A 21,860-nucleotide genomic window follows, 5' to 3' on the forward strand; every position below is an offset into this window, starting at 1 on the left:
CTAGGTCGGCGCCGACCCCATATCAATAGGGTTGGCCCGTTCGATCAGAAAGGCCGCACCGAAGAGAATGACGGCCAGAGCGCACAACAGCGGCGGCGCAATGACCTGATTGTGGGCGTACACCCAACCTCCTCCAAAAGCACCTATCGCCAGGGCAAGCCACAGCAGACCGTATCCGCGCATGCTTGGTGCGGTCCGGCCCGTCAGCCTTGCCGCAATCCCTTGTCCGAAGCGCACGAGCGCGCCCGTCATATATGTAACGCCGACCGTGACCTCGCCATCCTTGGAAAAGACGTTGTTGGCGAGGCCCATCGCGCAGGCCGCCGGAACGAGGAAGCCGAGGGTGTAACCACCTGAATGGGCCAAAGCGCCTAGGCCCAGCAGTGCGGACACGCCCATCAAGAGCAAGCGTTTGCGACACGCAGGCCATCGCCCGGCGACAATTGCGCCCATGATCACGCCCCCGATGAAACTGCCGATGATCGTCAGCGGCAAGAGGACCGTACCCGCGGCTGTGGCGAAGTCCACGCCCAGCCTTGTCGTATTGCCCGACATGAACGATGCAAAATAGCCACCCGTGGCGAGGAACCCTGTCGCGTCGACCGCACCAGCAAGGAAGGCGAGGCCGATGGCCAGCTTCTGGCGGGCGGGGTCGTAGCGATGCACGGCAACAGCTTGCCCTGAATCGCCCCGAAATCAATCCCTGATCAACAACCGCAGCGCCTCGATCCGGTCCGCTTCGTGCGGCGGCTTGTCCCAGCGGATGCGGCGGATGCGCGGGAAGCGCATGGCGAGCCCGGACTTGTGGCGCCTGCTCTCGTGCACGCTGTCGAAAGCGACCTCGAACACCAGGCTCCGGTCGGTCTCGCGCACCGGGCCGAAGCGGTTGACCGTGTTCTGGCGCACGTGGCGGTCGAGCTTCTTCAGCTCCTCGTCGGTGAAGCCCGAATAGGCCTTGCCCACCGGCAGCAGGTCCGCGCCCTGGTCGGGATCGCCGTCCCAGCAGCCGAAGGTGTAGTCGGAATAGAAGCTCGACCGCTTGCCGCTGCCGCGCTGGGCATACATCAGCACGCAATCGACCAGCAGCGGGTCGCGCTTCCACTTGTACCAGTATCCCACGCGCCGCCCGGCGATATAAGGACTGTCCTTGCGCTTGAGCATCAGCCCCTCGATCGCATCGTCGCGGCTGCCTTCGCGGATCTGCGCGAGGTGCTCGAAGTCGCGCGCCTCGACCACGCTGCTGATATCGAAATGGCTGTCCGGCAGGCGCGCCATCAGCGCCTCGAGCCGGGAGCGCCGCGCGGTCCATGCGCGTTCGCGCAAGTCATCGCCTTCGACGATCAGCGCGTCATAGAGGCGCACGAAAGCCGGGTATTCGGTGAGCATCTTCTTCGAGACTGTCTTGCGGCCGAGCCGTTGCTGCAGCGCATTGAAGCTGGCCGCCCCGCCTTCTTCACCGCCCTGCACGCTGCCGCGCACGAGCAGTTCGCCGTCGAGCACCGCGTTGAAGGGCAGCACGTCGAGCAATTCGGGGAAGGTCGCGGAAATATCGTCGCCCGAGCGCGAGTAGAGCCGCGTCTCGCCGCCTGCGCGCACCAGCTGCACGCGGATGCCGTCCCATTTCCACTCTGCCGCATAGTCTGCAAGGTCGACCACCGTGTCCTCGAGCGGGTGGGCCAGCATGAAAGGGCGGAAGGTCGGCAGGTTCTCTGTATCCGGCGGGGGTTTGCCGTGCGCAGCCCAGTCGAACAGTTCCGCATAGGGCGGCTGGAGCCCGTGCCAGTACTCCTCCACCTCGTCGACCGACACGTCGAAAGCCTGCGCGAAGGCGGTCTTGGCGAGCCGACTCGATACGCCGATGCGCATCCCGCCGGTCGCCAGCTTCAGCAGCGCATAACGGCCCGAGGCATCGAGCCGGTCGAGCAGCCTGGGAAGCTCCGTCACCACGCTTTTGCGCGTCATGGCCGAAAGCAGCTCGACCGTTTCGCTGACACTTGGCGGAGAGGGCGGATCGGCGGGGGCGGGCCACAGCAGGCTCGCCGTTTCCGCCGTATCGCCGACAAAGTCGCGGCTCAGTGTCCACAACACCGGATCGACCCGCTCCTGCATCAGATTGCGGATCGTCGAGCTTTTGACGGCCGGAAAATCGAGCCCGTCGGACAGCGCTGCCAGCGCCCAGCCGCGGTCGGGATCGGGCGTCGCGCGCAAGTACTCGGCAATCAGCCGCAGCTTTTCGTTGCGCGAGCGCGTGTAGACCAGCGCATCGACCAGGGCGGCGAATTCTTCCACGCCTAGTCGTCCTCGTCCTCGTAACCGGCCAGCGCCAGCGCGCGGGCGCGGCGCTGGTGGAGCTGGCACCAGCGCAGCAGTGCGTCCTCGCGGCCGTGGGTGATCCAGTTTTCCTGTGCGGCGACTTCCTCGATCGTGCGGGTCAGCTCGCCCCAGTCGGCGTGATCGGAGATGACCAGCGGCAGCTCGACATTGCGCTGCCGGGCGCGCTGGCGCACGCGCATCCACCCGCTCGCCATGGCAGTGATGGGATCGGGCAGGCGGCGGCTCCACCGGTCGTTGAGGGCGCTGGGCGGGCACACGACGACGGCGCCGCGCATGTCGTCCTTGGAATAGTCCGCAACGAGCCGGAGTTCGCCGAGGTCCACGCCGTGTTCTTCGTAGAGGCGGCACATCTTCTCCATTGCACCGTGGAGGTAAATCGGGTCGCGGTGCCCTGCGCGCCGCAGTTCGGCGATCACGCGCTGTGCCTTGCCCAGCGCATAGGCGCCGACCAGCACGCAGCGGTCGGGATGCGCGGCGAGCCGTTCGAGCAGCTTGGCCATCTCCTCTTCGATCGGCGGGTGGGTGAACAGCGGCAGGCCGAAGGTCGCCTCGGTGATGAAGATGTCGCACTTCGTCACCTCGAAGGGCGCACAGGTGGGATCGGCGCGGCGCTTGTAGTCGCCCGTCACCACCACGCGCTCGCCCGCGTGCTCGAGCAGGATCTGCGCGCTGCCCAAGACGTGGCCTGCGGGCACATAGGTCGCATCGACACCGCCGGGCAGGCGGATCGTCTCGCCATAGGCGACCGGGGTCGCGCCGGCAGAAGTCGCGTAGCGCAACTTCATGATCGCCAGCGTCTCTGGCGTGGCGACCGTCTGGTCGTGCCCGCCGCGCGCATGGTCGGCATGGCCGTGCGTCACCAGGGCCTTGTCGACCGCGCGCGAGGGATCGACCCAGCAGTCTGCGGGGACGATGTGGATGCCGTGCGGCTCGGGTCGGATCCAGGAAAAGGAGGCGGCCATCCCCGCACCAACGGCAGGGAGGCGCGCCGGTTTCCTTATTTGTCCCTGTACTTGTCGAACCAGGCGATGACTGCCGCGCCCTTGGCCGCCTGCTGGCTCGGGCTCATGGTCAGATCGCTGTGGCTTGCGCCGGGCATCACGACCAGCGCAGTGTCGACACCCAGCACCTTCAGCGCGCCGTAGAACTGCTCTGCCTCGCTTCGCGGGGTGCGATAGTCCTCCTCGCCCACCAGCATCAGCGTCGGGGTCTTGATGTTGGCCGCATTCGCAAGCGGCGAACGGCGCCAGTAGTCCTCGGGCCGCTCCCACGGCTGGCCCTTCATCCAGTACTTGCCGAAGAAGGCGTAGCCGTCGCTCATCAGGGCCATGTTGGTCCAGTTGATGACCGGCTTGTAGGAGGCGGCCGCGGCGAAGCGGTCGGTCTTGCCGACGATCCACGCGGTCAGGATGCCGCCGCCCGATCCGCCGGTGACGAAGAGGTTGCCTGCATCGGCATAGCCCGCGGCCACCGCTGCATCGACTGCCGCCATCAGCTCGTCATGGTTGGAGATCGGGTAATTGCCCTCGATCCGGTCGGCAAAAGCCTGGCCGTAGCCGGTCGAACCGCCCGGATTGGTGTAGAGCGTGGCATAACCGGCTGAGGCGTAGATCTGGTAGTCCGAGGAGAAGCTCGGGCCGTAACCGGCATAGGGGCCGCCGTGGATTTCGAGGATCATCGGCAGCGGCTTGCCTTCCTGCCAGTCGGCGGGAAGCACGATCCAGCTGGGGATCTTCGTCCCGTCGGCCGCCGTTACCTGCAGTTCCCGCACCTGTGCGAGGCGCTTGCCCGACAGTTTCAGGTCGTTGAGCGAGGTCAGGCGCGTGGCCTTGCCGCCGCGCAGCACCGATACGTCGGAGGGCCTCAAAGTGCTGCCGCTGGTGTAGGCGAGCACGCCGCCATCGGACACGCTCCACTGCCCGCCCGCATAGGGGCGCGTGTAATAGGTATCGACCAGCTCCGCGCCGAGCGGGCTGACGCTGCCGCCCAGCGATACCTTGGCGACCTTGTAGGTGCCTTGGTCCTCGTAGCCTGCGAAGAGGCCTGCGGCGTTCCATTCGAGCGAGGTCACGTCGCGGTCGAAACCGCTGGCGATCCGGCGCTTGTTCGACCCGTCGCGGTCCATCACGTAGATGCCGTTCTGGACATAGGCCATCGCCTGGTCGTCATAGCCAAGGTAGGCGATCTGCCGTCCGTCGGGCGAAACTTGCGGATTGGCATCGGGACCGTCGCGGTCGGTCAGCGCGGTAATCGCGCCAGAGGTCACGTCGATCGCATAGACCTCGCTGTCGACGCCGCTCAGCTCCCAGTCCTCGTCGCGATTGCCGCTGATAAGGATGGTGCGCCCGTCGGGCGTCCATTCGAGGCCGCCGCCGTGATTGCGGTCGCCATGGGTCAGCTGGCGCGGCGCGCCGCCGACTGCATCGACGAGGAAGACCTGCGTGAAGCCCGGCGTGAGATAGCCGGCCCCGTCATAGCGATAGGTAACGCGGTCGATAATCTGCGGCCCCGGTTTCCACTTGGCGCCTTCGGGCGGCGAAAGCGGCGAGCCGAGCTTGAGCGGTTCGGACGGGATATCGGCCGAATAGGCGATGCGCTTGCCATCGGGCGACCATGCCAGCGATTGCGGCGCGCCGGGCAGGGCCGTGATGTTCGCGCTCTGCCCGCTGGCCATCCAGCGCACGTGCAGTTCAGGCCCGCCGCCGCTGTGGGTCGAGACATAGGCGAGGCGATCGCCGCCCGGTGACCAGCGCGGGCTGGAGTGCGAGCCTTCTCCCGTTACCAGCGGCGTTTCCGCCCCGCTCGCCACGTCGATCATCCAGATCGAGGAAACCGCGGCATCGGTCATGATATCGTTGGTCCGGCGCACATAGGCGATGCGCTTGCCATCCGGGCTGATCTGCGGATCGGCCGCCACGCTGAGGCCGAACAGGTCCTCTGCGGTAAAGGCCGGGCTGGGCGCATCCTGCGCATAGGCCGGTGCGGCTAGCGCGAGGCCGAGCGCGGCGAAACAGGCGTATCTCATGAAAAAACCTCCCCTGCGGCAACAGGGGAGGTTCAATCACACGGAAGCGATTCTGGCTAGAGCGGGCGGGCCGCTCAGCTTTCGCCCTTGGTTTCGCTGGCGTCGGCCTCGGGCTTCTTCTTGGGCGCGGCCTTCTTCTTGGCAGCAGGCTTGCGCTTGGGCTTGGCCTTGGCCTTGGGCGGTGCCGGGGTCAGTTCGAAGCTCGGCCTGCCTTCCTTCAGCGTCACCGCGACCTCGCCGCCGTCGGCCAGCTTGCCGAACAGCAGTTCCTCGGCCAGCGGCTGCTTGATCTTTTCCTGGATCAGGCGGCCCATCGGGCGCGCGCCGTAGAGCTTGTCGTAACCCTTGTCGGCGAGCCAGGCGCGGCTTTCCTTGTCGAACTGGATGTCGACGTTCTGTTCGGCCAGCTGCAGCTCGAGCTGGAGGATGAACTTGTCGACCACGCGCGCGACGGTCTGCTTGCCGAGATAGGCAAACGGCACGATCGCATCGAGACGGTTGCGGAATTCGGGGGTGAACATGCGTTTCACCGCCTCTTCGCTCGCATCTTCCTTGCTTACGTCGCCGAAGCCGATGCCCTGCCGTGCCATGTCGGACGCGCCGGCATTGGTCGTCATGATGAGCACCACGTTGCGGAAATCGACCGTCTTGCCGTGATGGTCGGTCAGGCGGCCGTTATCCATCACCTGCAGCAGGATGTTGAACAGGTCCGGATGTGCCTTCTCGATTTCGTCGAGCAGGAGGACGCAGTGCGGGTTCTGGTCAACCGCATCGGTTAAAAGACCGCCCTGGTCGTAACCAACATAGCCCGGAGGCGCACCGATCAGGCGGCTCACCGAGTGGCGTTCCATGTATTCCGACATGTCGAAGCGCTTGAGCTCGATGCCCATGATGCTGGCGAGCTGGCGGGCGACTTCGGTCTTGCCGACGCCGGTCGGGCCGGAGAACAGGAACGAGCCGATCGGCTTGTCCGGATCGCGCAGGCCCGCGCGGCTCAGCTTCATCGCCGTCGACAGCCTCTCGACCGCGGCATCCTGGCCGAAGACCACGTGCTTCAGGTCGCGCTCGAGGTTTTCGAGTGCCTTCTTGTCGTCGCTCGACACCGACTTGGGCGGGATGCGCGCCATGGTCGCGATCACGGCCTCGATTTCCTTGGCGGTGATCTTCTTCTTGCGGCGGCTGGGCGGCACCAGCATCTGCATCGCGCCGACCTCGTCGATCACGTCGATCGCCTTGTCGGGCAGCTTGCGGTCGTTGATGTAGCGCGCCGACAGCTCGACCGCGGTCTTGATCGCATCGGGCGTGTACTTGACCTTGTGGTGGTCTTCGAACGCGCTGCGCAGGCCCTGAAGGATCTTGATCGTATCCTCGATGGTGGGCTCGTTCACGTCGATCTTCTGGAACCGGCGCAGCAGCGCGCGATCCTTTTCGAAGTGGTTGCGGAATTCCTTGTAGGTGGTCGAACCAATGCAGCGGATCGCGCCGCTCGACAGCGCAGGCTTGAGGAGGTTCGAGGCGTCCATCGCCCCGCCGCTGGTCGCACCTGCGCCGATCACCGTGTGGATTTCGTCGATGAAGAGGATCGCGTCGGGCATGCCCTCGAGCTCGTTCACGACCTGCTTCAGCCGCTCCTCGAAATCGCCGCGATAGCGCGTGCCGGCCAGGAGCGCGCCCATGTCGAGCGAGTAGATCACTGCATCGAGCAGCACTTCGGGCACGTCGCCTTCGACGATCTTGCGTGCAAGACCTTCGGCAATGGCGGTCTTGCCGACGCCCGGATCGCCCACGTAGAGCGGGTTGTTCTTCGACCGGCGGCACAGGATCTGCACGGTGCGATCGACTTCCGGCCCGCGGCCGATCAGAGGATCGATGCGCCCGTCCTCGGCCTTCTTGTTGAGGTTGACGGTGAACTGGTCGAGCGCGGTTTCCTTCTTGTCGGCGGGCTTGGCCTGTTCGGCTGCCTCGTTGCCCTGCGCTTCTTCCGCGCCCTGCGGCGGGCGCGCCTCGACCTGCTTGCCGCCCTTGCCGATGCCGTGGCTGATAAAGCTCACCGCGTCGAGGCGGCTCATGTCCTGTTGCTGCAGGAAATAGACGGCATAGCTGTCGCGTTCGGAGAACAGCGCCACCAGCACGTTGGCGCCGGTCACCGTGTCCTTGCCCGAAGACTGGACGTGGAGGATGGCGCGCTGGATCACGCGCTGGAAACCGGCGGTCGGCTGCGGGTCGGCGCCGTCGTCGGACTTCAGCGACTGGTATTCCTGTTCCAGGTACTGGGTCACCACTGCCGTCAGCTCGCCCAGGTCGACACCGCAGGCGGTCATGACCTGCGCTGCGTCCTCGTCGCCGATCAGCGCCAGCAGCAGGTGTTCGAGCGTCGCATATTCATGGCGACGTTCGCCCGCATCGCTCAGCGCGGCGTGGAGGGTCTTTTCGAGATTGGCAGCGAAACTTGGCATTCGGATCCTACTTTCGAGGGACTCGCAGAAGGGCGAGACAGGGTGAGCCTAGGGTATCAAGCTTGACGAATGCTGACCGGACGGCAGCGTGGGAAAGCGATATGGGAAGCGGGCGGCGCAATTTCAGCCCCCCGCGCACGCCCTAGCCCTTTCGCCCGAACAGGGCGTCGGCCGCATCGCGGTGTGCGGCGGCTTTCAGGCGGTGTTTCTCGACGCGGGCGATTTCGTCCTCGAGCAGGCGGATCCGCTCTTCCAGTTCGTCGATCGAATAGGGGGACAGGTCCTCTGCGGCGAGCTTGCTCGCGGCGTCGCCCTTGGGGCGCGGACGGTCGTCGTCATCCATGCGGCCATGCTCTTCCTTTGGGCGGTTGCTGTCAACACGCCCAGACGGTAATGCACCGCCGCGTGGCGCAGGGGCCACGATTTTGCGACGGGGGCGATACTTGGCCGACAATCCGCCGGAAACGATGACCGCGATGGGTTTCGATGCACCCGGCGGGCCGGAGGTCTTCCGCCCCGAAACGCTGCCCGTACCGGTCCCCGGTCCGATGCAAGTGCTGATCAAGGTCGACCATGCCGGTGTGAACCGCCCCGACGTGATCCAGCGGCAGGGCTTCTACCCGCCGCCGCCGGGCGCCTCGCCCATTCCCGGGCTCGAGGTGTCGGGCACCGTCGTCGCCATCGGCGAGGGCGCTGCCCCCGAAATGCTCAACCGGCGCGTCTGCGCACTGGTGTCGGGAGGGGGCTATGCCGAATACTGCCTCGCCCATGCCGGCCACTGCCTCCATGTCCCGCACGGCATGGACATGGCCGCCGCGGCCGCCATTCCCGAAACGCTGTTCACCGTGTGGCACAATGTGTTCGAGCGCGGCTGGGCGCGCGATGGCGAGACCCTGCTGGTTCATGGCGGGACCAGCGGCATCGGCACCATGGCGATCCAGCTGGCCAAGGAATTCGGCCTCAGCGTAGTCACTACCGCCGGCAGCGAGGACAAGTGCGAGGCTGCCCGCCGGATCGGAGCGGACCTTGCGATCAATTACAAGACCGAGGATTTCGTCGAGCAGGTCAATGCCTTTACCGACGGGCGCGGTGCCGACGTGGTGCTCGACATGGTTTCGGGCGACTACGTGCAGCGCAATCTCGACTGCCTCGCAGTGGACGGGCGGCACGTGACCATCGCTGTGCTCCGCGGGCTCAAGGCCGAAATCAACATGGCCAAGCTGATGAGCAAGCGGCAGACCATGACCGGCTCGACGCTGCGCCCGCGTTCGGACGAGTTCAAGGCGCTTCTCGCCGACGAGATCTACAACCACGCCTGGCCGCTGTTCGAGGACGGAACCATCGCGCCGGTGATGGACGAGATTTTCCCGCTGGCCGAGGTCTCCGCTGCCCATGCGCGGATGGAAGCGGGCGATCACATCGGCAAGATCGTCCTCAAGGTCGGCAATGGCTGAGTACACGCTCCACGAGGATCCGCGCAGCGGCAATTGCTACAAGATCAAGCTGACCGCCGCGCTGGTGGGCGTGCCGCTGGCCCTGCGCCAATACGACATCATGGCAGGCGAAACGCGCACCGCTGAATTCCTCGAACAGGTCAATCCCAACGGGCGCATCCCGGTGCTCCAGGTGGACGATCGCTTCCTGCCCGAAAGCAATGCCGCCTGCTGGTACCTCGCCGAAGGCAGCGCGCTGGTTCCCGAAACGCGGTTCGAACGTGCCGACATGCTGCGCTGGATGTTCTTCGAACAGTACAGCCACGAACCCAATATCGCGACCTTGCGCTTCTGGCTTCATTTCGTGGGCGAGGACAAGCTGACCGAACAGCAGGATGCGCAAATCATGGCCAAGCGTATCGCCGGATGCGAGGCGCTGGCGCTGATGGACGCACATCTCGCCGCGCGCGACTGGTTCGTGGGCGACAGCGTCACGCTCGCCGACATCGCGCTCTATGCCTATACCCATGTCGCGGGCGACGGCGGCTTCAAGCTGGACGAATACCCGGCGATCCGCGCATGGCTGGCACGGGTAGAGGGTTTGCCCGGCTACATCGCGATGGCCTGACTCCGAACGGTAGCAAAGACGCGCAAGTGTAACCGCGCTGCGATGCCGGTGTCATAATGGAATGGCATGGAGCTTCCCGAACAGGGGAGGCCTTGCATGACCGAACTGACGCCCGATCTCACCGCTTTTGCCAATGTTTCCAGCTTCCTGCCCGTCCGGCCGAAGGTGCCCGAGCGCACCAGCCTCGACGAGCGGCGGCGCTTCCGCACGATCTGGATCAGCGACATCCACCTCGGCACCAAGGGCTGCAATGCAGAGCTGCTGATCGACTTCCTCGACCACACCGACAGCGACACACTCTACCTCGTCGGCGACATCATCGACGGCTGGCGGCTGAAGAAGAAGTTCTACTGGCCGGCTGAGCACAACGACATCGTCTGGCGCATCCTCAAGCGCGCGCATCGCGGCACGCGGATCGTCTATATCCCGGGCAATCACGACGAGATGGTCCGCCCCTTTGCGGGGATGAATTTCGGCGGAGTGGAGATTGCGCGTGCCGCGTTCCACGACACGGCCGACGGGCGCCGCCTGATGGTGCTGCACGGGGACGAGTTCGACACGATCATGCTGGCGCACCGCTGGCTCGCCTTCGTGGGCGACGCGCTCTACCACGCGATGATGCGGCTCAACACATGGGTCGCCTCGGTCCGCAAGCTGTTCGGCCTACCCTACTGGTCGATTTCCAAGGCAGCCAAGCACAAGGTCAAGAACGCCGTCGAGTTCATCTCGAAATTCGAAGCGATCGTCGCCCGCGCGGCTGGCGAGCGCGGGGTGGACGGCGTCGTGTGCGGCCACATCCACACTGCCGATATCCGCGACTTCGACCACGGCGGGACTTCGATCGCCTATTATAACGACGGCGACTGGGTCGAAGGCTGCACCGCGCTGGTCGAGCATTTCGACGGCAGCATGGAAATCCTCCACTGGCCGGAAGAGATCGCGAAACGCGAGGCGGAAAAGGCGGCCGTGATGGAGGCCGGGACCGCGCTGGAGGCTGCGTGAACGCGCACATCGCTCTCGATCCCTTGGCGGCGACCGGCACGGGCAAGGCCTTGCGCATTGCCATCGTGACCGATGCCTGGCTGCCGCAGATGAACGGGGTCGTGCGCACGCTGACCACGACCTGCGACCTGCTGCGCGCAAGCGGGCACGAGGTGATGGTGATCTCGCCTGACCTGTTCGCCAGCATTCCGTGCCCGACCTATCCGGAAATCCGCCTGGCGCTCGCAAGGCCCGGCGTGGTTGCGCGGATGCTGCGCGAGTTTTCCCCCGGGGCCATCCATGTCGCGACCGAAGGCCCGCTGGGGCTTGCCGCACGCCGCTATTGCGCGTCTGCAGGAGTGAGCTTCACCACCGCCTATCACACGCAGTTTCCCGATTACGTCGCCCGGCGGACCAGCCTGCCGAGCGAATGGTTCTGGCGCTACATCAGCTGGTTCCACCGCCCCGCCAGCAGGGTGCTGGTCGCGACCGGCAGCATCCGCGAGGAACTGCGCGCTCATGGCCTCGAAAAGCTGCACCACTGGAGCCGCGGCGTGGACCTTGCTTGCTTCACGCCCGACGCGCCCGTTCCTGCCGAATTCGCCCACCTGCCGCGGCCGGTCCAGCTTTACGTCGGCCGGGTCGCAGTGGAGAAAAATCTCGAGGCGTTCCTCGATTGCGCGCATCCGGGCAGCAAGGTCGTGGTGGGCGACGGGCCTGCGCTGGCAGGTTTGCGCGCCCGCTATCCCGATGCCCTTTTCCTCGGCCGCAAGAGCGGGCGCGAGCTGGCTGGATGCTATGCCGGCGCAGACGTGTTCGTCTTTCCCAGCCTCACCGACACTTTCGGACTGGTCATGATCGAGGCGCTGGCCTGCGGCACGCCCGTCGCCGCTTTCCCGGTTGCGGGCCCGCGCGATATCGTGACGGACGAGGTGGGTGCGCTCTCTTTCCAGCTCGACCGGGCGATCGACGCGGCGCTCTATTGCGAGAGCGCGGCCTGCGTGGCACTCGCCCGGCGGTATTCGTGGGAAGCGGCGACCGCGCAATTCCTCGACGGGCTCGCCGCACTGCCGCCCGACGCGCTGCCTGCCGCCTGAGCCGGCGGGCGCGCGTTGCGCCTTGCCGAATCCGCGCCTCTCGCCTACATGGGCGGGGCAATGGCCGCTCCGCGAGGGGCGGCCCTTCTATTTTCAAGTCTGAGAAAAGGCGCTTTCATGGCCGACCAACCCACTCCGCTGATGCCGCACGCGACCGCCACCTGGCTGGTCGACAACACCGGCCTCTCGTTCGAGCAGATCGCCGAATTCTGCGGCCTCCACATCCTCGAAGTGCAGGCCATGGCCGACGACCTGGCAGGCAGCAAGTACACCGGCCGCGACCCGCTCCACTCGGGCGAACTGACGCAGGCCGAAATCGACCGCGGCCAGGCCGATCCGGAATACCGCCTCAAGATGCAGCGCGCACCCGTCGCCGTCAGCCGCACCAAGGGCCCGCGCTACACGCCGGTGTCCAAGCGCCAGGACAAGCCGGACGGCATCGCCTGGATCCTGCGCAACCACCCCGAAGTCTCGGACGCGCAGGTGTCCAAGCTGATCGGTACCACGCGCAACACGATCACCGCGATCCGCGAGCGTAGCCACTGGAACATCCAGAACATCAATCCCAAGGACCCGGTCACGCTGGGACTGTGTTCGCAGCGCGAACTCGACGCCGTTGTCGCCAAGGCCGCCAAGAAGGCCGGCATCGAAGGCGCTGCAGCCGTGGCGGATTCGGGCAGCGACCGCGAAAAGCTGATCGAGGAACTGCGTGCCGAACGCGACGCCAATGAAAAGGCCGCCGCCGAAGCCGCACAGGAAGCCGAGGCCGAGGAATGGCTCCGCGCCAAGCGTGCCGCCGAGGAAGAAGGCGAAGCACCCGCCGAAGAAGCCTGACGGCACAAGGCATAGCCAATTCGAAGGGCGGGCGAGGCAGATGGCTTCGCCCGCCCTTTTTGCTTGCGTTTAGGGGCAGATAGGCCATGCTACTGACATGGATGTAAGCAAGCTGCCCAATTACCATCCCGTCCCCTGGGACACGCGTTTCGAAGCCATCGCGCTGCCCGACATGTTCGCGCGCACGGCGACCGCCGCGCCGGATGCCCCGCTGCTGCATTTCCTCGGCCGCACCTATCCCTATTCCGAACTGCACGAGCAGGCCCGCCGGTTCGCGCTCGGCCTGATCGCCCGCGGCATTGCGCCCGGCGACCGGGTCGGCCTGTTCCTGCCCAACGTGCCGAGCTACGTCGCCGCCTATTACGGCGCGATGCTGGCAGGCGCCGTCGTGGTGAATTTCTCGCCGCTCTACTCGGTCGACGAACTCAGCACGCAGGTCGCCGACAGCGGCACGCGCCTGCTGGTGACGGTGGACGTGCCCGAACTCTACGGCACGGCGGAAAAGGTGCTCCACGCCTCGCAGCTCGAAACGCTGGTGGTGAGCTCGCTTTCGGGCATGCTGCCGAAGCTCAAGGGCCTCGCGCTCAAGCTGTTCGCGCGCAGCAAGATCGCGAAGGTCGCTTATGGCGACGGGGTGATCGCGTGGGACGATCTCCTTTCGCAAGGTGCTGCCAGCAAGGCCGCATTGCCTCCGCTCGATCCGCAAGGCCTCGCCCTGCTGCAATATACCGGCGGGACCACGGGCACGCCCAAGGGCGCGATGCTGACCCATGCGAACTTGTCGATCAATGCGCAGCAGACCGCGGGCCTCAACCCCTTCGGCGACCCCGCGGGCGAGGTCTTCATGGGTGCGCTGCCGTTCTTCCATGTCTTCGCCAACACCGCGCTGCTCAATCACGCGGTGGTGACCGGCGCATCGATCGCCATGGTCCCGCGCTTCGATACGAAGCAGGTGCTGCAGACGATCGAGAAATACGGGGCCACCGGCTTCCCAGGCGTGCCGACCATGTTCCAGGCGCTGCTCGACCATCCCGATCTTGCGAAGACCGACCTCTCGACGCTCAAGGTCTGTATTTCGGGCGGAGCGCCGCTGCCCGGCCCCTTGCGCGAGAAGTTCGAGGCAGCCACCGGCGTGCGATTGGTAGAGGGCTACGGCCTCACCGAAAGTTCGGGCGTGGTCTCGGCCAACCCCTACGAAGGCAAGCGCAAGCCCGGCACCATCGGGCAGGTCGTCATGGGGACCGAAGTCCTGCTGCTCGACAAGGAGAATCCCGAGGTGATCGCCCCGGGCGGCGAACCGGGCGAACTGGCGCTGCACGGCCCGCAGGTCATGCAGGGCTACTGGAACAGGCCCGACGCGGCGAAGGACGTGTTCTTCGAACATTTCGGCAAGCGCTGGCTGCGCACCGGCGACGTTGCCACGGTGGACGAGGAAGGCTTCCTCGCCATCGTCGACCGGATCAAGGACATGATCGCGGTGGGCGGGTTCAAGGTCTTCCCCAGCCAGGTGGAAGACGTGCTGCTCGAACACGAGGCGGTCAAGGAAGCGCTCGTGATCGGCGTTCCGGATGAATACCTCGGCGAATGCCCCAAGGCCTATGTCACGCTGAACGCCGGTGAAGGCGCCACCGGCGATGCCCTGCGCGAATGGCTCAACGCCCGCATCGGCAAGCACGAGCGCGTGTGCGACGTCGTCATCCGCGAAGAGCTGCCCAAGACCATGATCGGCAAGCTCGACCGTAAGGCCCTGCGCGCCGAAGTCCTCGACTGAGGCGCACACAAGAAGAAGGCCGCCCTGCGCCATGCGCAGGACGACCTTCGTCCTCTCCTAGCTTGTCAGACGCGCCGCTCAGTTGGCGACGGTAAGCTCCGGCTGCTTGGCCTGCTGCGCGGGGGCGGCGGCCTTCACCGACTTGTCGCGGTGGGCGAAGCGGCCTTCGACCTGTGCGCCCTGTTCGATGGTCAGCGCGTCGTAATAGACGTCGCCGGTAATCTTCGCGCTCTTCAGGATGACCAGTTCGCGGGCCGTGATCGAGCCGTTGACCGTGCCGGCCAGGCGAGCGGTTTCTGCCTTCACGCCGCCGGTGATCGTGCTGGTTTCGCCCTGCACGAGGCTGGAGCAGGCGATGTCGCCTTCCACGCTGCCGTCGATGTGCAGGTCGGCCGAAGCCTTGATATCGCCCTTGATGGCGAGATCGGAACCGAGAACGGAGAAGGTCGAGTTGCTCTTGCTGGCCATGGGAATGCTGCGTCCGGAATTAGTTGGCGTCGGCGAGCTCAGGGGCTCGGCGGATTTCTTCGAGAACATGGGGGGCGGTCTCCAGGAAAGTACGCGGGTTGACCGCGCGATTGTTGATCCGGACCTCGAAGTGGAGGTGCGGACCGGTCGAGCGACCCGTGCTGCCGATGGCACCGATGGTCTGGCCCGGCAAAACCTGCTGGCCGACCTTGGCATTGAACTTCGACATGTGCGCATAGCGCGTCATCAGGCCGTTGCCGTGGGTGATTTCGACCGTGTTGCCGTAGCCGCCCTTGCGGCCGACGAAAGTGACGCGGCCCTTGGCGGCGGCGTAGATCGGGGTGCCGGTGGCGCCCTTGAAGTCGAGGCCGCTGTGCATTGCGGCGCGGCCGTTGAACGGGTCGCGGCGATAGCCGAAGCCCGACGAGATCAGGTCCTTGCGGGCCGGGGCGAACTGCGGGACGCCTTCGAGCGCCTGTTCGAGCGCGGCCATGCGCGCCATCGACAGGCCGAGGCGTTCGAAGCGCGGATCGATCGAGCCGTCGGCATCGGTGGCAAGCCCTTCGAGCGGACCACCCATCGCCTGGTTGCGGCTGGAACGGATGACCTGGGCGGGATTGAGCTGGAGCTGCTTGAGCGCTTCGGCGGCACGCTGGGCGCGCCAGTCGGCATAGCGGGTGAGGCCTTCGACCACGGCCAGCTGGCGGGCTTCGATGCGGGCGAGTTCTGCGGCCTGCGGGAAGGCGGCGCTGACCTTCTCGACCGTGGCGGCGGCTTCGCCGGTGCTGTCGGACACGGCGGTGTCGACCTTCATTTCCTCGGGCAGCAGTTCGGCCACGCCCTCGATGAATTCCATGCGGCGGTCGAGGTCGGCGCTGACTTCCTCGAGATTGTCGCCATAGGCGGCGAGGCGTTCTTCCGAGGTCGCGACCTTGGCTTCGCGGTCGAGCAGCGAGAGGCGGTCCGAAGCGGCACGGTACTGCGCCCAGCCGGCGACCGCCATCGACACCGCCCACACGAACAGCACCGCCACGGCGATTGCCGCAGCGGTCATCTGCACACGCGAGGAGATGGTGATGAAGCGGACCTGGCCTTCGGAGCGCATGAAGAACTCGCGATCCGGGAACCAGCTCTTGATACGGGCGATGCGACCGCCCTGTGCGATGTTGTTATCCAAAACGACCCGTCCCTTGGTCTTTGACCCTTGGGTGGGATCGCTAACAACAGTTCCCGGCAAAGGCGAATCCTGACCCCACCGAATCCACGAGTCGAAGAGTAAGCGGGACGAGTCGTTTCATCTGCGCGAAATTTCCGAACTTTTGCGGGAACCATTCCCTAAGTCGTTGTTTACCATGCGTCCACCGATTCGGCCCGATTCCGTCCCAATGACAAGGGTTTATGCGCCTGCTAGGGCCGATTCATGAGCGGCTCGGGAACAGCGTGGCGAATCGGTCTGTTGGGTGGCAGTTTCAACCCGGCCCATGGCGGGCACCGGCGCATCTCGCTGTTCGCGCTCGAAGCGCTCGGCCTCGACGAGGTGTGGTGGCTGGTTTCGCCGGGTAACCCGTTGAAACCCAAGGCGGGCATGGCCCCGCTCTCCGCGCGGCTCGCCTCTGCGGCGCAGCAGGCGAGGCGCGCCCCGATCCGCGCCACCGCGATCGAGCGCGAGCTTGGCACGCGCTACACGGTGGACACGCTGGGCGCGATCCAGCGGCGCTATCCCAAGTTCGAATTCGTCTGGCTGATGGGGTCGGACAATCTCGCCCAGTTCCACCTGTGGCGCGACTGGCGGCGAATTGCACGCAGGATGCCGATTGCGGTGATCGCGCGGCCCGGCTATGATGCGGATGCTGTCGCGAGCCCCGCGATGGCCTGGCTGAGGCGCTACCGCGTCCCGCTCGCCAGCTTTGCAAATGGGGGCGAATGGAGCGCACCGGCACTGGTGACATTGCGTTTCGATCCCGACCCGCGTTCGGCAACGGCCATCCGCCGCGCCGACCCCGACTGGGCATCGCACCACGCCGGTTTTTCCCCGCGAGACCAGGTGACACACCGCCTCATTCCTCACGAGGAGGAAACGACTGCGCCATGATGCGCGTTGTCCTTTCCATGGCCTCAGCCCCTGCATCTTGGAGTACAGTGCACGCCTATGACACAGGCGCATACCGACCCGGCGCGTACCGGGACCGACACGGCGAAGGTCGTCCGCATGGCTGATGCCGGCGACGCCCTGCTTTCGCTCGTGCTCAAGCAGCTCGACGACGACCAGGCCCAGGAGGTCGTGACCATCGACCTCGAGGGGAAGACCTCGATTGCCGATCACATGGTGATCGCATCGGGCCGTTCGACCCGCCAGGTGGCCTCGATGGCGCAGAAGCTGGCTGAAGAGATCAAGAAAAACGGCTTCGGCCCGGTGAAGCTCGAAGGGCTTCCGGCCGCGGACTGGGTCCTGATCGATGCCGGCGATGTCGTGGTGCATCTCTTCCGCCCCGAAGTCCGCAGCTTCTACAACTTGGAGCGCATGTGGGCCTTCGGTGACGCGCCGCCGGTAGCCGGTACGGCCTGACGGTTTCGCGCAGCCGCATCCGCGGCTGCGTCCTCGGCGCTGTTCCTCCGCTGCGCTTCGGGCGCCTGCGGGCGGGCGGTCGCCCTTGCCGGGCCTGCAGCCCGGTCTGTCACTGTCTGTCGAGGTTCGCGCTTTGCTGCTCCACGTCATTGCTCGCGGAAAGATTGCCCGCTCGCCCGAGGCGGAGCTGGTTGCGCGCTATGAGAAGCGGCTCACGTGGCCGGTGAAATTCACCGAGCTGCCCGATACGGGCGGGCGGATTCCCGAACCCCAGACCCCGTGCAAGACCGTCCTGCTCGACGAGCGGGGCAGGGACCTTCCGTCCGAGGAACTGGCCGCGATTCTCGAACGCTGGCGCGACGACGGGATGCGCGAATGCCGCTTCGTGCTCGGCGCGGCGGACGGGCATTCGGAAGAGGAGCGGCGCGAGGCGGACCTGCTGCTTGCTTTCGGCAAGGCGACCTGGCCGCACCTGCTTGCCCGCGCGATGCTGGCCGAACAACTCTACCGTGCGACGACGATCATCGCCGGACACCCCTATCATCGCAGCGGCTGATGCGGCAGGAGTGACGCCATGATCCGTGTCGCCCTCTCGCTCATGGCCGCGTCGCTGGCGCTTGCTGTCGCGCTGCCCGGCATCGCCATGCCCGGAAGCAGCGATGCGGCGCGCTTCGCCGATGCCGCCGATGCGCGCGAGGCGCTGGAAGCCGCCCGCCAGCAGCAGCGCAATGCCCGTGCCCGCGCCGAGCGGCTGGAGCGCCAGTCCGTCCGCTCGGAAGCTACGGCGGAAAAAGCGCAGGCCGATGCCGCCGCGCTGGCCGCGCGCGTGCAGCAGTCCGAAGCGGCTATCACTGCCGCCGAGGCGGAGCTGGCGCTGGTGGAAGGCCAGCGGCTCGCACTCGACCGCCAGCTGGCCCGCAAGCGCGAACCGCTGATGCGCCTGACCGCCGCGCTCCAGACCATGGCGCGCCGTCCGCTGGCGCTGGCGGCCTTGCAGCCCGGTTCCCTCGAGGACGTCGTCCACACCCGCGCCGCGCTGGCGTCTGCCATGCCGGTGGTGAGGGAGCGGACCCGCGCGCTGCGGGGCGATCTCGACCGGGCCCGCGCGCTCGAGAAAAGCCGCGCCGACACGCTCGGCAGCCTCCGTTCGGCGCAGGCAAACCTGACGTCACGCCGCAAGGAACTCGTGGCGCTGGCGGAGAAAGAGCGCGTGCTGGCCCGACGCGCTGCTGGCGGCGCATCGCGCGAGGCGGAACGCGCGCTGGTCCTTTCGGAAGAAGCGCGCGATCTCGACGCGCTGGTCGGCGAGCTCGAACTGGCGGGCGCCCTGCGCGTACGCCTCGCGGCGCTTCCCGGTCCTGTCCTGCGCCCCGAAGAGGGCAAAGTCGCTGCGCCGCAGCCCGTCGCCGTGCCCAGTCCCGATTCGACCGAAGCGCCCTCGCGCTACCTCCTGCCGGTGGCAGGCCGCGTGGTGGCAGGTTTCGGCGAAGCGAGCGTCGCCGGCTCGCGCACCTCGGGCATCGCCATCGCCCCGCGTCCGCGCGCGCAGATCGTGTCGCCGGGTGCCGGGCGCGTCGCTTTTGCGGGGCCCTATCGCGGCTTCGGCTCGATCGTGATCGTCGAGCACGGCAATGGCTGGACCAGCCTCGTCACCGGCCTCGGCAATGTGGCGGTCGAGGTGGGCCAGCAGGTCACAGCCGGTTCGCCATTGGGGCAGGCACCGCTGCGCAGGCCCGAAATCGCGCTGGAATTGCGGCGCGAGGGGGAGCCGGTCAATCCGCTCGACCACCTGCGCTAGGCCGTCGGTCGAAAACCGTGCCTTGAAGCGACACAAAACGGCTCATCTTTCATTCACGCCCCGCGCGCTATAGAATGGTCGCAGCTTGCAAGGATTTGGTTTGATGAAGATTGCCGAACTGGCCCGTTCCGCCGCCCTCGTGACCGCCGTCGCGCTCATTCCCGCGACGACCGCCGGTCTCGCGCAGGTCGATGGCAAGGCAGGCCCCGAATTCGGCAAGCTGTTCGCAGTCTACCAGCGCATCAAGGCAAGCTATGTCGAGCCGGTATCCGACGACGTGCTGATCAACGGCGCGATCGACGGCATGCTCGCCGCGCTCGACCCGCATTCGGCCTATCTCGACGGTTCCGACCTCCAGCGGCTGGAGACGATGATCGACGGCAATTATTCCGGTCTCGGCCTGTCGGTCGTGAGCGAGGATGGTGCGGTCAAGGTCATCTCGCCCTTCCGCGGCAGCCCGGCCGACCAGATGGGCGTGAAGGCGGGCGACTACATCACCCACCTCGACGGCGAGCTGATCTACGGCCTCGAACTCGACGAGGCAGTGGCGCGCATGCGCGGCAAGGCCGGCACCGCGATCAAGCTAACCATCTTCCGCCCGGGCCGCGAAGAGCCGTTCGACGTCAGCGTGACGCGCGGCGTGATCGAGCTCGAACCGGTCACCTGGGAGCTGGAAGACGGCCGGATCGGCCACATCATGGTCAACGAATTCTCGCGCGATGTCGGCGCCGACGTCTACGGCGCGTGGAAGGATTTGCAGAAGCAGGCCGCCGGCCGCCTCAACGGCCTCGTGCTCGACCTGCGTTCGAATCCCGGCGGCTCGCTCGACGAAGCGGTGGCGCTGTCCGACCTGTTCCTCTCGCAGGGGCAGATCGTGTCGCAGCGCGGCCGTGCCCGCGGCGAATCGATCAGCTATGACGCGGAAACCGTGTTCCGCGGCGATATCGCGGAAGGCATCCCGATCGTGGTGCTTATCGACGCAGGCTCGGCCTCGGCCAGCGAAATCGTCGCCGGCGCGCTGCAGGACCATCGCCGCGCGGTGGTCATGGGCGAACGCAGCTTCGGCAAGGGCAGCGTCCAGTCGCTGCTCCCGCTCGGCCGCGAAGCCGCGCTGAAGCTGACGACGGCGCGCTATTACACGCCCAAGGGCCATTCGGTGCAGGAAGGCGGCATCAACCCCGACATCACCGTGCCCCAGCTGTCCGATCCCGACCTTGCCAAGCGCAACAAGTTCATCATGCGCGAAAGCGATTTGCGCGGCCACCTGATCAACGAGCTCGGCCTCAAGGACGAGGACCTGGAAAGCGACAAGCGCGCCGATCCGCGCTTCCAGCAGACCGCTGCCGAGCTTGAAGAGCAGGGCATCAAGGACTTCCAGCTGCACTATGCGCTGCAGACGCTGCGCCGGACCTCGCCGAGCTCGGTTGCCGTGCGCAAGAAGTAGGGCTAGCACCCGCCCGGTATGACCGACACGTCCCCGACGCAGCTGGCCCAGCGGCTGGCGCTGGCGATCCCCGCAGCCCTGCTGGCAGGCGCCTATATCTCGCAATACGGCTTCGGCCTGTTCCCGTGCGAAATGTGCTGGTGGCAGCGCTGGCCGCACTTCGCCGCGCTCGCGCTGGCGCTGGTGTCCTTTGTCGCCCCGCCGAAGAAGCTCTGGATCGCGCTGGCGGCAGGCGGCATCCTCACCTCGGGCGCCATCGGCTTCTTCCATGCCGGCGTCGAATACGGCTGGTGGGAAGGGGTGACGTCCTGCGCCGCGATCCCGCTACCGGATTCGGGCGAAAGCGCGCTCGATGCGATCATGAATACGCCGATGGTCCGCTGCGACGAGGCACCGTGGACGCTGCTGGGCGTTAGCCTTGCAGGTTTCAACTTCCTCTTCTCGGTACTGGGCGGGCTGTTCATCTTCCGCCTGCTGGCAAAGGACAAGGCGGCATGAGCAAGACACCCGACCACATCGCCCGGATGATCCGCGTCGACCAGGCGGGTGAATTCGGCGCTACCCGCATCTATGCCGGCCAGCTTGCCGTCATGGGCGACCGCGGCCCGCACTCGGCGGAAATCGCCGGAATGGCGGAACAGGAAGCCGGGCACCGCGCGAAGTTCGATGCGCTGATGGCGCGCCGCGGCGTGCGCCCGACCGCGCTGCAGCCGTTCTGGGATCGCGCGGGTTTCGCGCTTGGTGCAGTAACCGCGCTGATCGGTCCGGAAGCGGCGATGGCCTGCACCGCCGCCGTCGAGACGGAAATCGACAAGCATTATTCCGACCAGCTCGACCAGCTCGCCGAAACCAACGAGGATCCCGAACTCGCCGCGATGATCGAGGAATTCCGCGAGGACGAGCGCGAGCATCGCGATGCCGCCCTGGCCGCAGGGGCGGAGCGTGCGCCCGCCTATCCGGTGCTCTCGGGCCTTATCCGGATGGGGTGCCGCGCGGCGATCCGGATTTCGGAACGTATCTGACGC

General features: G+C 66.4%; 21 protein-coding genes. 13 read left to right on the forward strand and 8 right to left on the reverse strand.

What is annotated here, in order from left to right; genetic code table 11:
- The 6 genes from LC083_RS06835 to LC083_RS06860 all read right to left on the reverse strand — a co-directional run bounded on the left by LC083_RS06835 (position 1) and on the right by LC083_RS06860 (position 8,158).
- The gene (locus tag LC083_RS06835; protein ID WP_226699725.1) at positions 1-666 is read right to left on the reverse strand and encodes a YoaK family protein; all 666 of its coding nucleotides are present in this window, start codon (positions 664-666) and stop codon (positions 1-3) included.
- A 30-nt stretch (positions 667-696) separates the two neighbouring features.
- Positions 697-2,289 carry a cisplatin damage response ATP-dependent DNA ligase gene (locus tag LC083_RS06840; RefSeq protein ID WP_226699726.1) on the reverse strand — a complete coding sequence of 531 codons (1,593 nt, stop codon included), beginning with the start codon at positions 2,287-2,289 and terminating at the stop codon, positions 697-699.
- A 2-nt stretch (positions 2,290-2,291) separates the two neighbouring features.
- Positions 2,292-3,296 (reverse strand): ligase-associated DNA damage response exonuclease, encoded by a 1,005-nt coding sequence (locus tag LC083_RS06845; RefSeq protein ID WP_226699727.1) that lies wholly within the window; start codon positions 3,294-3,296, stop codon positions 2,292-2,294.
- 35 nt (positions 3,297-3,331) lie between these two features.
- Positions 3,332-5,359 carry an alpha/beta hydrolase family protein gene (locus tag LC083_RS06850; RefSeq protein ID WP_226699728.1) on the reverse strand — a complete coding sequence of 676 codons (2,028 nt, stop codon included), beginning with the start codon at positions 5,357-5,359 and terminating at the stop codon, positions 3,332-3,334.
- A gap of 74 nt (positions 5,360-5,433) precedes the next feature.
- Positions 5,434-7,815, reverse strand: a complete 2,382-nt coding sequence (gene clpA / locus LC083_RS06855) for an ATP-dependent Clp protease ATP-binding subunit ClpA (RefSeq protein ID WP_226699729.1) — start codon at positions 7,813-7,815, stop codon at positions 5,434-5,436.
- A gap of 142 nt (positions 7,816-7,957) precedes the next feature.
- Positions 7,958-8,158, reverse strand: a complete 201-nt coding sequence (locus LC083_RS06860; protein WP_160608639.1) for a DUF1192 domain-containing protein — start codon at positions 8,156-8,158, stop codon at positions 7,958-7,960.
- A gap of 124 nt (positions 8,159-8,282) precedes the next feature.
- On the opposite strand from LC083_RS06860, the gene LC083_RS06865 reads away from it, so the two are divergent.
- From LC083_RS06865 to LC083_RS06890, 6 genes are all read left to right on the forward strand, one after another.
- Positions 8,283-9,269, forward strand: a complete 987-nt coding sequence (locus LC083_RS06865; RefSeq protein WP_226700027.1) for an NAD(P)H-quinone oxidoreductase — start codon at positions 8,283-8,285, stop codon at positions 9,267-9,269.
- The gene (locus tag LC083_RS06870; RefSeq protein WP_226699730.1) at positions 9,262-9,876 is read left to right on the forward strand and encodes a glutathione S-transferase family protein; all 615 of its coding nucleotides are present in this window, start codon (positions 9,262-9,264) and stop codon (positions 9,874-9,876) included. Before LC083_RS06865 ends, LC083_RS06870 begins: the two co-directional genes overlap by 8 nt.
- A 96-nt stretch (positions 9,877-9,972) precedes the next feature.
- Positions 9,973-10,878 (forward strand): UDP-2,3-diacylglucosamine diphosphatase, encoded by a 906-nt coding sequence (locus tag LC083_RS06875; RefSeq protein WP_226699731.1) that lies wholly within the window; start codon positions 9,973-9,975, stop codon positions 10,876-10,878.
- Between the two features lie 50 nt (positions 10,879-10,928).
- Positions 10,929-11,954, forward strand: a complete 1,026-nt coding sequence (locus tag LC083_RS06880) for a glycosyltransferase family 1 protein (RefSeq protein WP_319003427.1) — start codon at positions 10,929-10,931, stop codon at positions 11,952-11,954.
- A gap of 117 nt (positions 11,955-12,071) precedes the next feature.
- Positions 12,072-12,788, forward strand: a complete 717-nt coding sequence (locus tag LC083_RS06885; protein ID WP_160608642.1) for a DUF1013 domain-containing protein — start codon at positions 12,072-12,074, stop codon at positions 12,786-12,788.
- 97 nt (positions 12,789-12,885) lie between these two features.
- Positions 12,886-14,559 carry an AMP-binding protein gene (locus LC083_RS06890; protein WP_226699732.1) on the forward strand — a complete coding sequence of 558 codons (1,674 nt, stop codon included), beginning with the start codon at positions 12,886-12,888 and terminating at the stop codon, positions 14,557-14,559.
- 78 nt (positions 14,560-14,637) lie between these two features.
- Here the strand turns inward: LC083_RS06890 and LC083_RS06895 are convergent, their stop codons facing one another.
- On the reverse strand, positions 14,638-15,027 hold the full coding sequence (locus LC083_RS06895; RefSeq protein ID WP_226699733.1) for a bactofilin family protein: 390 nt from the start codon (positions 15,025-15,027) through the stop codon (positions 14,638-14,640).
- Between the two features lie 19 nt (positions 15,028-15,046).
- Positions 15,047-16,132 carry a M23 family metallopeptidase gene (locus LC083_RS06900; protein ID WP_413469451.1) on the reverse strand — a complete coding sequence of 362 codons (1,086 nt, stop codon included), beginning with the start codon at positions 16,130-16,132 and terminating at the stop codon, positions 15,047-15,049.
- A 315-nt stretch (positions 16,133-16,447) separates the two neighbouring features.
- On the opposite strand from LC083_RS06900, the gene LC083_RS06905 reads away from it, so the two are divergent.
- From LC083_RS06905 to LC083_RS06935, 7 genes are all read left to right on the forward strand, one after another.
- Positions 16,448-17,119: a nicotinate-nucleotide adenylyltransferase gene (locus LC083_RS06905; RefSeq protein WP_226699735.1), complete on the forward strand. Its 672-nt coding sequence runs from the start codon at positions 16,448-16,450 to the stop codon at positions 17,117-17,119.
- Between the two features lie 57 nt (positions 17,120-17,176).
- Entirely contained in the window at positions 17,177-17,593 is a 417-nt protein-coding gene (gene rsfS, locus LC083_RS06910; protein WP_160608647.1) for a ribosome silencing factor, read from the forward strand.
- A gap of 133 nt (positions 17,594-17,726) precedes the next feature.
- Positions 17,727-18,149 (forward strand): 23S rRNA (pseudouridine(1915)-N(3))-methyltransferase RlmH, encoded by a 423-nt coding sequence (locus LC083_RS06915; protein ID WP_160609200.1) that lies wholly within the window; start codon positions 17,727-17,729, stop codon positions 18,147-18,149.
- An 18-nt stretch (positions 18,150-18,167) separates the two neighbouring features.
- Positions 18,168-19,391: a murein hydrolase activator EnvC family protein gene (locus LC083_RS06920; RefSeq protein ID WP_226699736.1), complete on the forward strand. Its 1,224-nt coding sequence runs from the start codon at positions 18,168-18,170 to the stop codon at positions 19,389-19,391.
- 103 nt (positions 19,392-19,494) lie between these two features.
- A complete protein-coding gene (locus LC083_RS06925; RefSeq protein WP_226699737.1) occupies positions 19,495-20,835 on the forward strand; it encodes a S41 family peptidase in 1,341 nt (446 codons plus the stop codon).
- 18 nt (positions 20,836-20,853) lie between these two features.
- Complete coding sequence (locus LC083_RS06930; RefSeq protein ID WP_226699738.1) at positions 20,854-21,333, forward strand: disulfide bond formation protein B; 480 nt, start codon at positions 20,854-20,856, stop codon at positions 21,331-21,333.
- Positions 21,330-21,857, forward strand: a complete 528-nt coding sequence (locus LC083_RS06935) for a demethoxyubiquinone hydroxylase family protein (RefSeq protein WP_160608651.1) — start codon at positions 21,330-21,332, stop codon at positions 21,855-21,857. The genes LC083_RS06930 and LC083_RS06935 overlap by 4 nt, the downstream gene beginning before the upstream one ends.
- The last annotated feature ends 3 nt before the right edge of the window (positions 21,858-21,860 follow it).

This window comes from Qipengyuania gaetbuli (genome assembly GCF_020524765.1).
GTDB classification, from domain to species: Bacteria; Pseudomonadota; Alphaproteobacteria; order Sphingomonadales; family Sphingomonadaceae; genus Qipengyuania; species Qipengyuania gaetbuli_A.

Bases quoted from the DNA above. Each gene is read 5' to 3' on its own strand.
- LC083_RS06870 (WP_226699730.1), top strand. From the start codon at position 9,262: ATGGCTGAGTACACGCTCCACGAGGATCCGCGCAGCGGCAATTGCTAC.
- LC083_RS06905 (WP_226699735.1), top strand. From the start codon at position 16,448: ATGAGCGGCTCGGGAACAGCGTGGCGAATCGGTCTGTTGGGTGGCAGT.
- clpA (WP_226699729.1), bottom strand. From the start codon at position 7,815: ATGCCAAGTTTCGCTGCCAATCTCGAAAAGACCCTCCACGCCGCGCTG.
- LC083_RS06865 (WP_226700027.1), top strand. From the start codon at position 8,283: ATGACCGCGATGGGTTTCGATGCACCCGGCGGGCCGGAGGTCTTCCGC.
- LC083_RS06895 (WP_226699733.1), bottom strand. From the start codon at position 15,027: ATGGCCAGCAAGAGCAACTCGACCTTCTCCGTTCTCGGTTCCGATCTC.
- LC083_RS06920 (WP_226699736.1), top strand. From the start codon at position 18,168: ATGATCCGTGTCGCCCTCTCGCTCATGGCCGCGTCGCTGGCGCTTGCT.
- LC083_RS06890 (WP_226699732.1), top strand. From the start codon at position 12,886: ATGGATGTAAGCAAGCTGCCCAATTACCATCCCGTCCCCTGGGACACG.
- rsfS (WP_160608647.1), top strand. From the start codon at position 17,177: ATGACACAGGCGCATACCGACCCGGCGCGTACCGGGACCGACACGGCG.
- LC083_RS06845 (WP_226699727.1), bottom strand. From the start codon at position 3,296: ATGGCCGCCTCCTTTTCCTGGATCCGACCCGAGCCGCACGGCATCCAC.
- LC083_RS06935 (WP_160608651.1), top strand. From the start codon at position 21,330: ATGAGCAAGACACCCGACCACATCGCCCGGATGATCCGCGTCGACCAG.
- LC083_RS06850 (WP_226699728.1), bottom strand. From the start codon at position 5,359: ATGAGATACGCCTGTTTCGCCGCGCTCGGCCTCGCGCTAGCCGCACCG.
- LC083_RS06925 (WP_226699737.1), top strand. From the start codon at position 19,495: ATGAAGATTGCCGAACTGGCCCGTTCCGCCGCCCTCGTGACCGCCGTC.
- LC083_RS06885 (WP_160608642.1), top strand. From the start codon at position 12,072: ATGGCCGACCAACCCACTCCGCTGATGCCGCACGCGACCGCCACCTGG.
- LC083_RS06860 (WP_160608639.1), bottom strand. From the start codon at position 8,158: ATGGATGACGACGACCGTCCGCGCCCCAAGGGCGACGCCGCGAGCAAG.
- LC083_RS06900 (WP_413469451.1), bottom strand. From the start codon at position 16,132: ATGCGCTCCGAAGGCCAGGTCCGCTTCATCACCATCTCCTCGCGTGTG.
- LC083_RS06875 (WP_226699731.1), top strand. From the start codon at position 9,973: ATGACCGAACTGACGCCCGATCTCACCGCTTTTGCCAATGTTTCCAGC.
- LC083_RS06930 (WP_226699738.1), top strand. From the start codon at position 20,854: ATGACCGACACGTCCCCGACGCAGCTGGCCCAGCGGCTGGCGCTGGCG.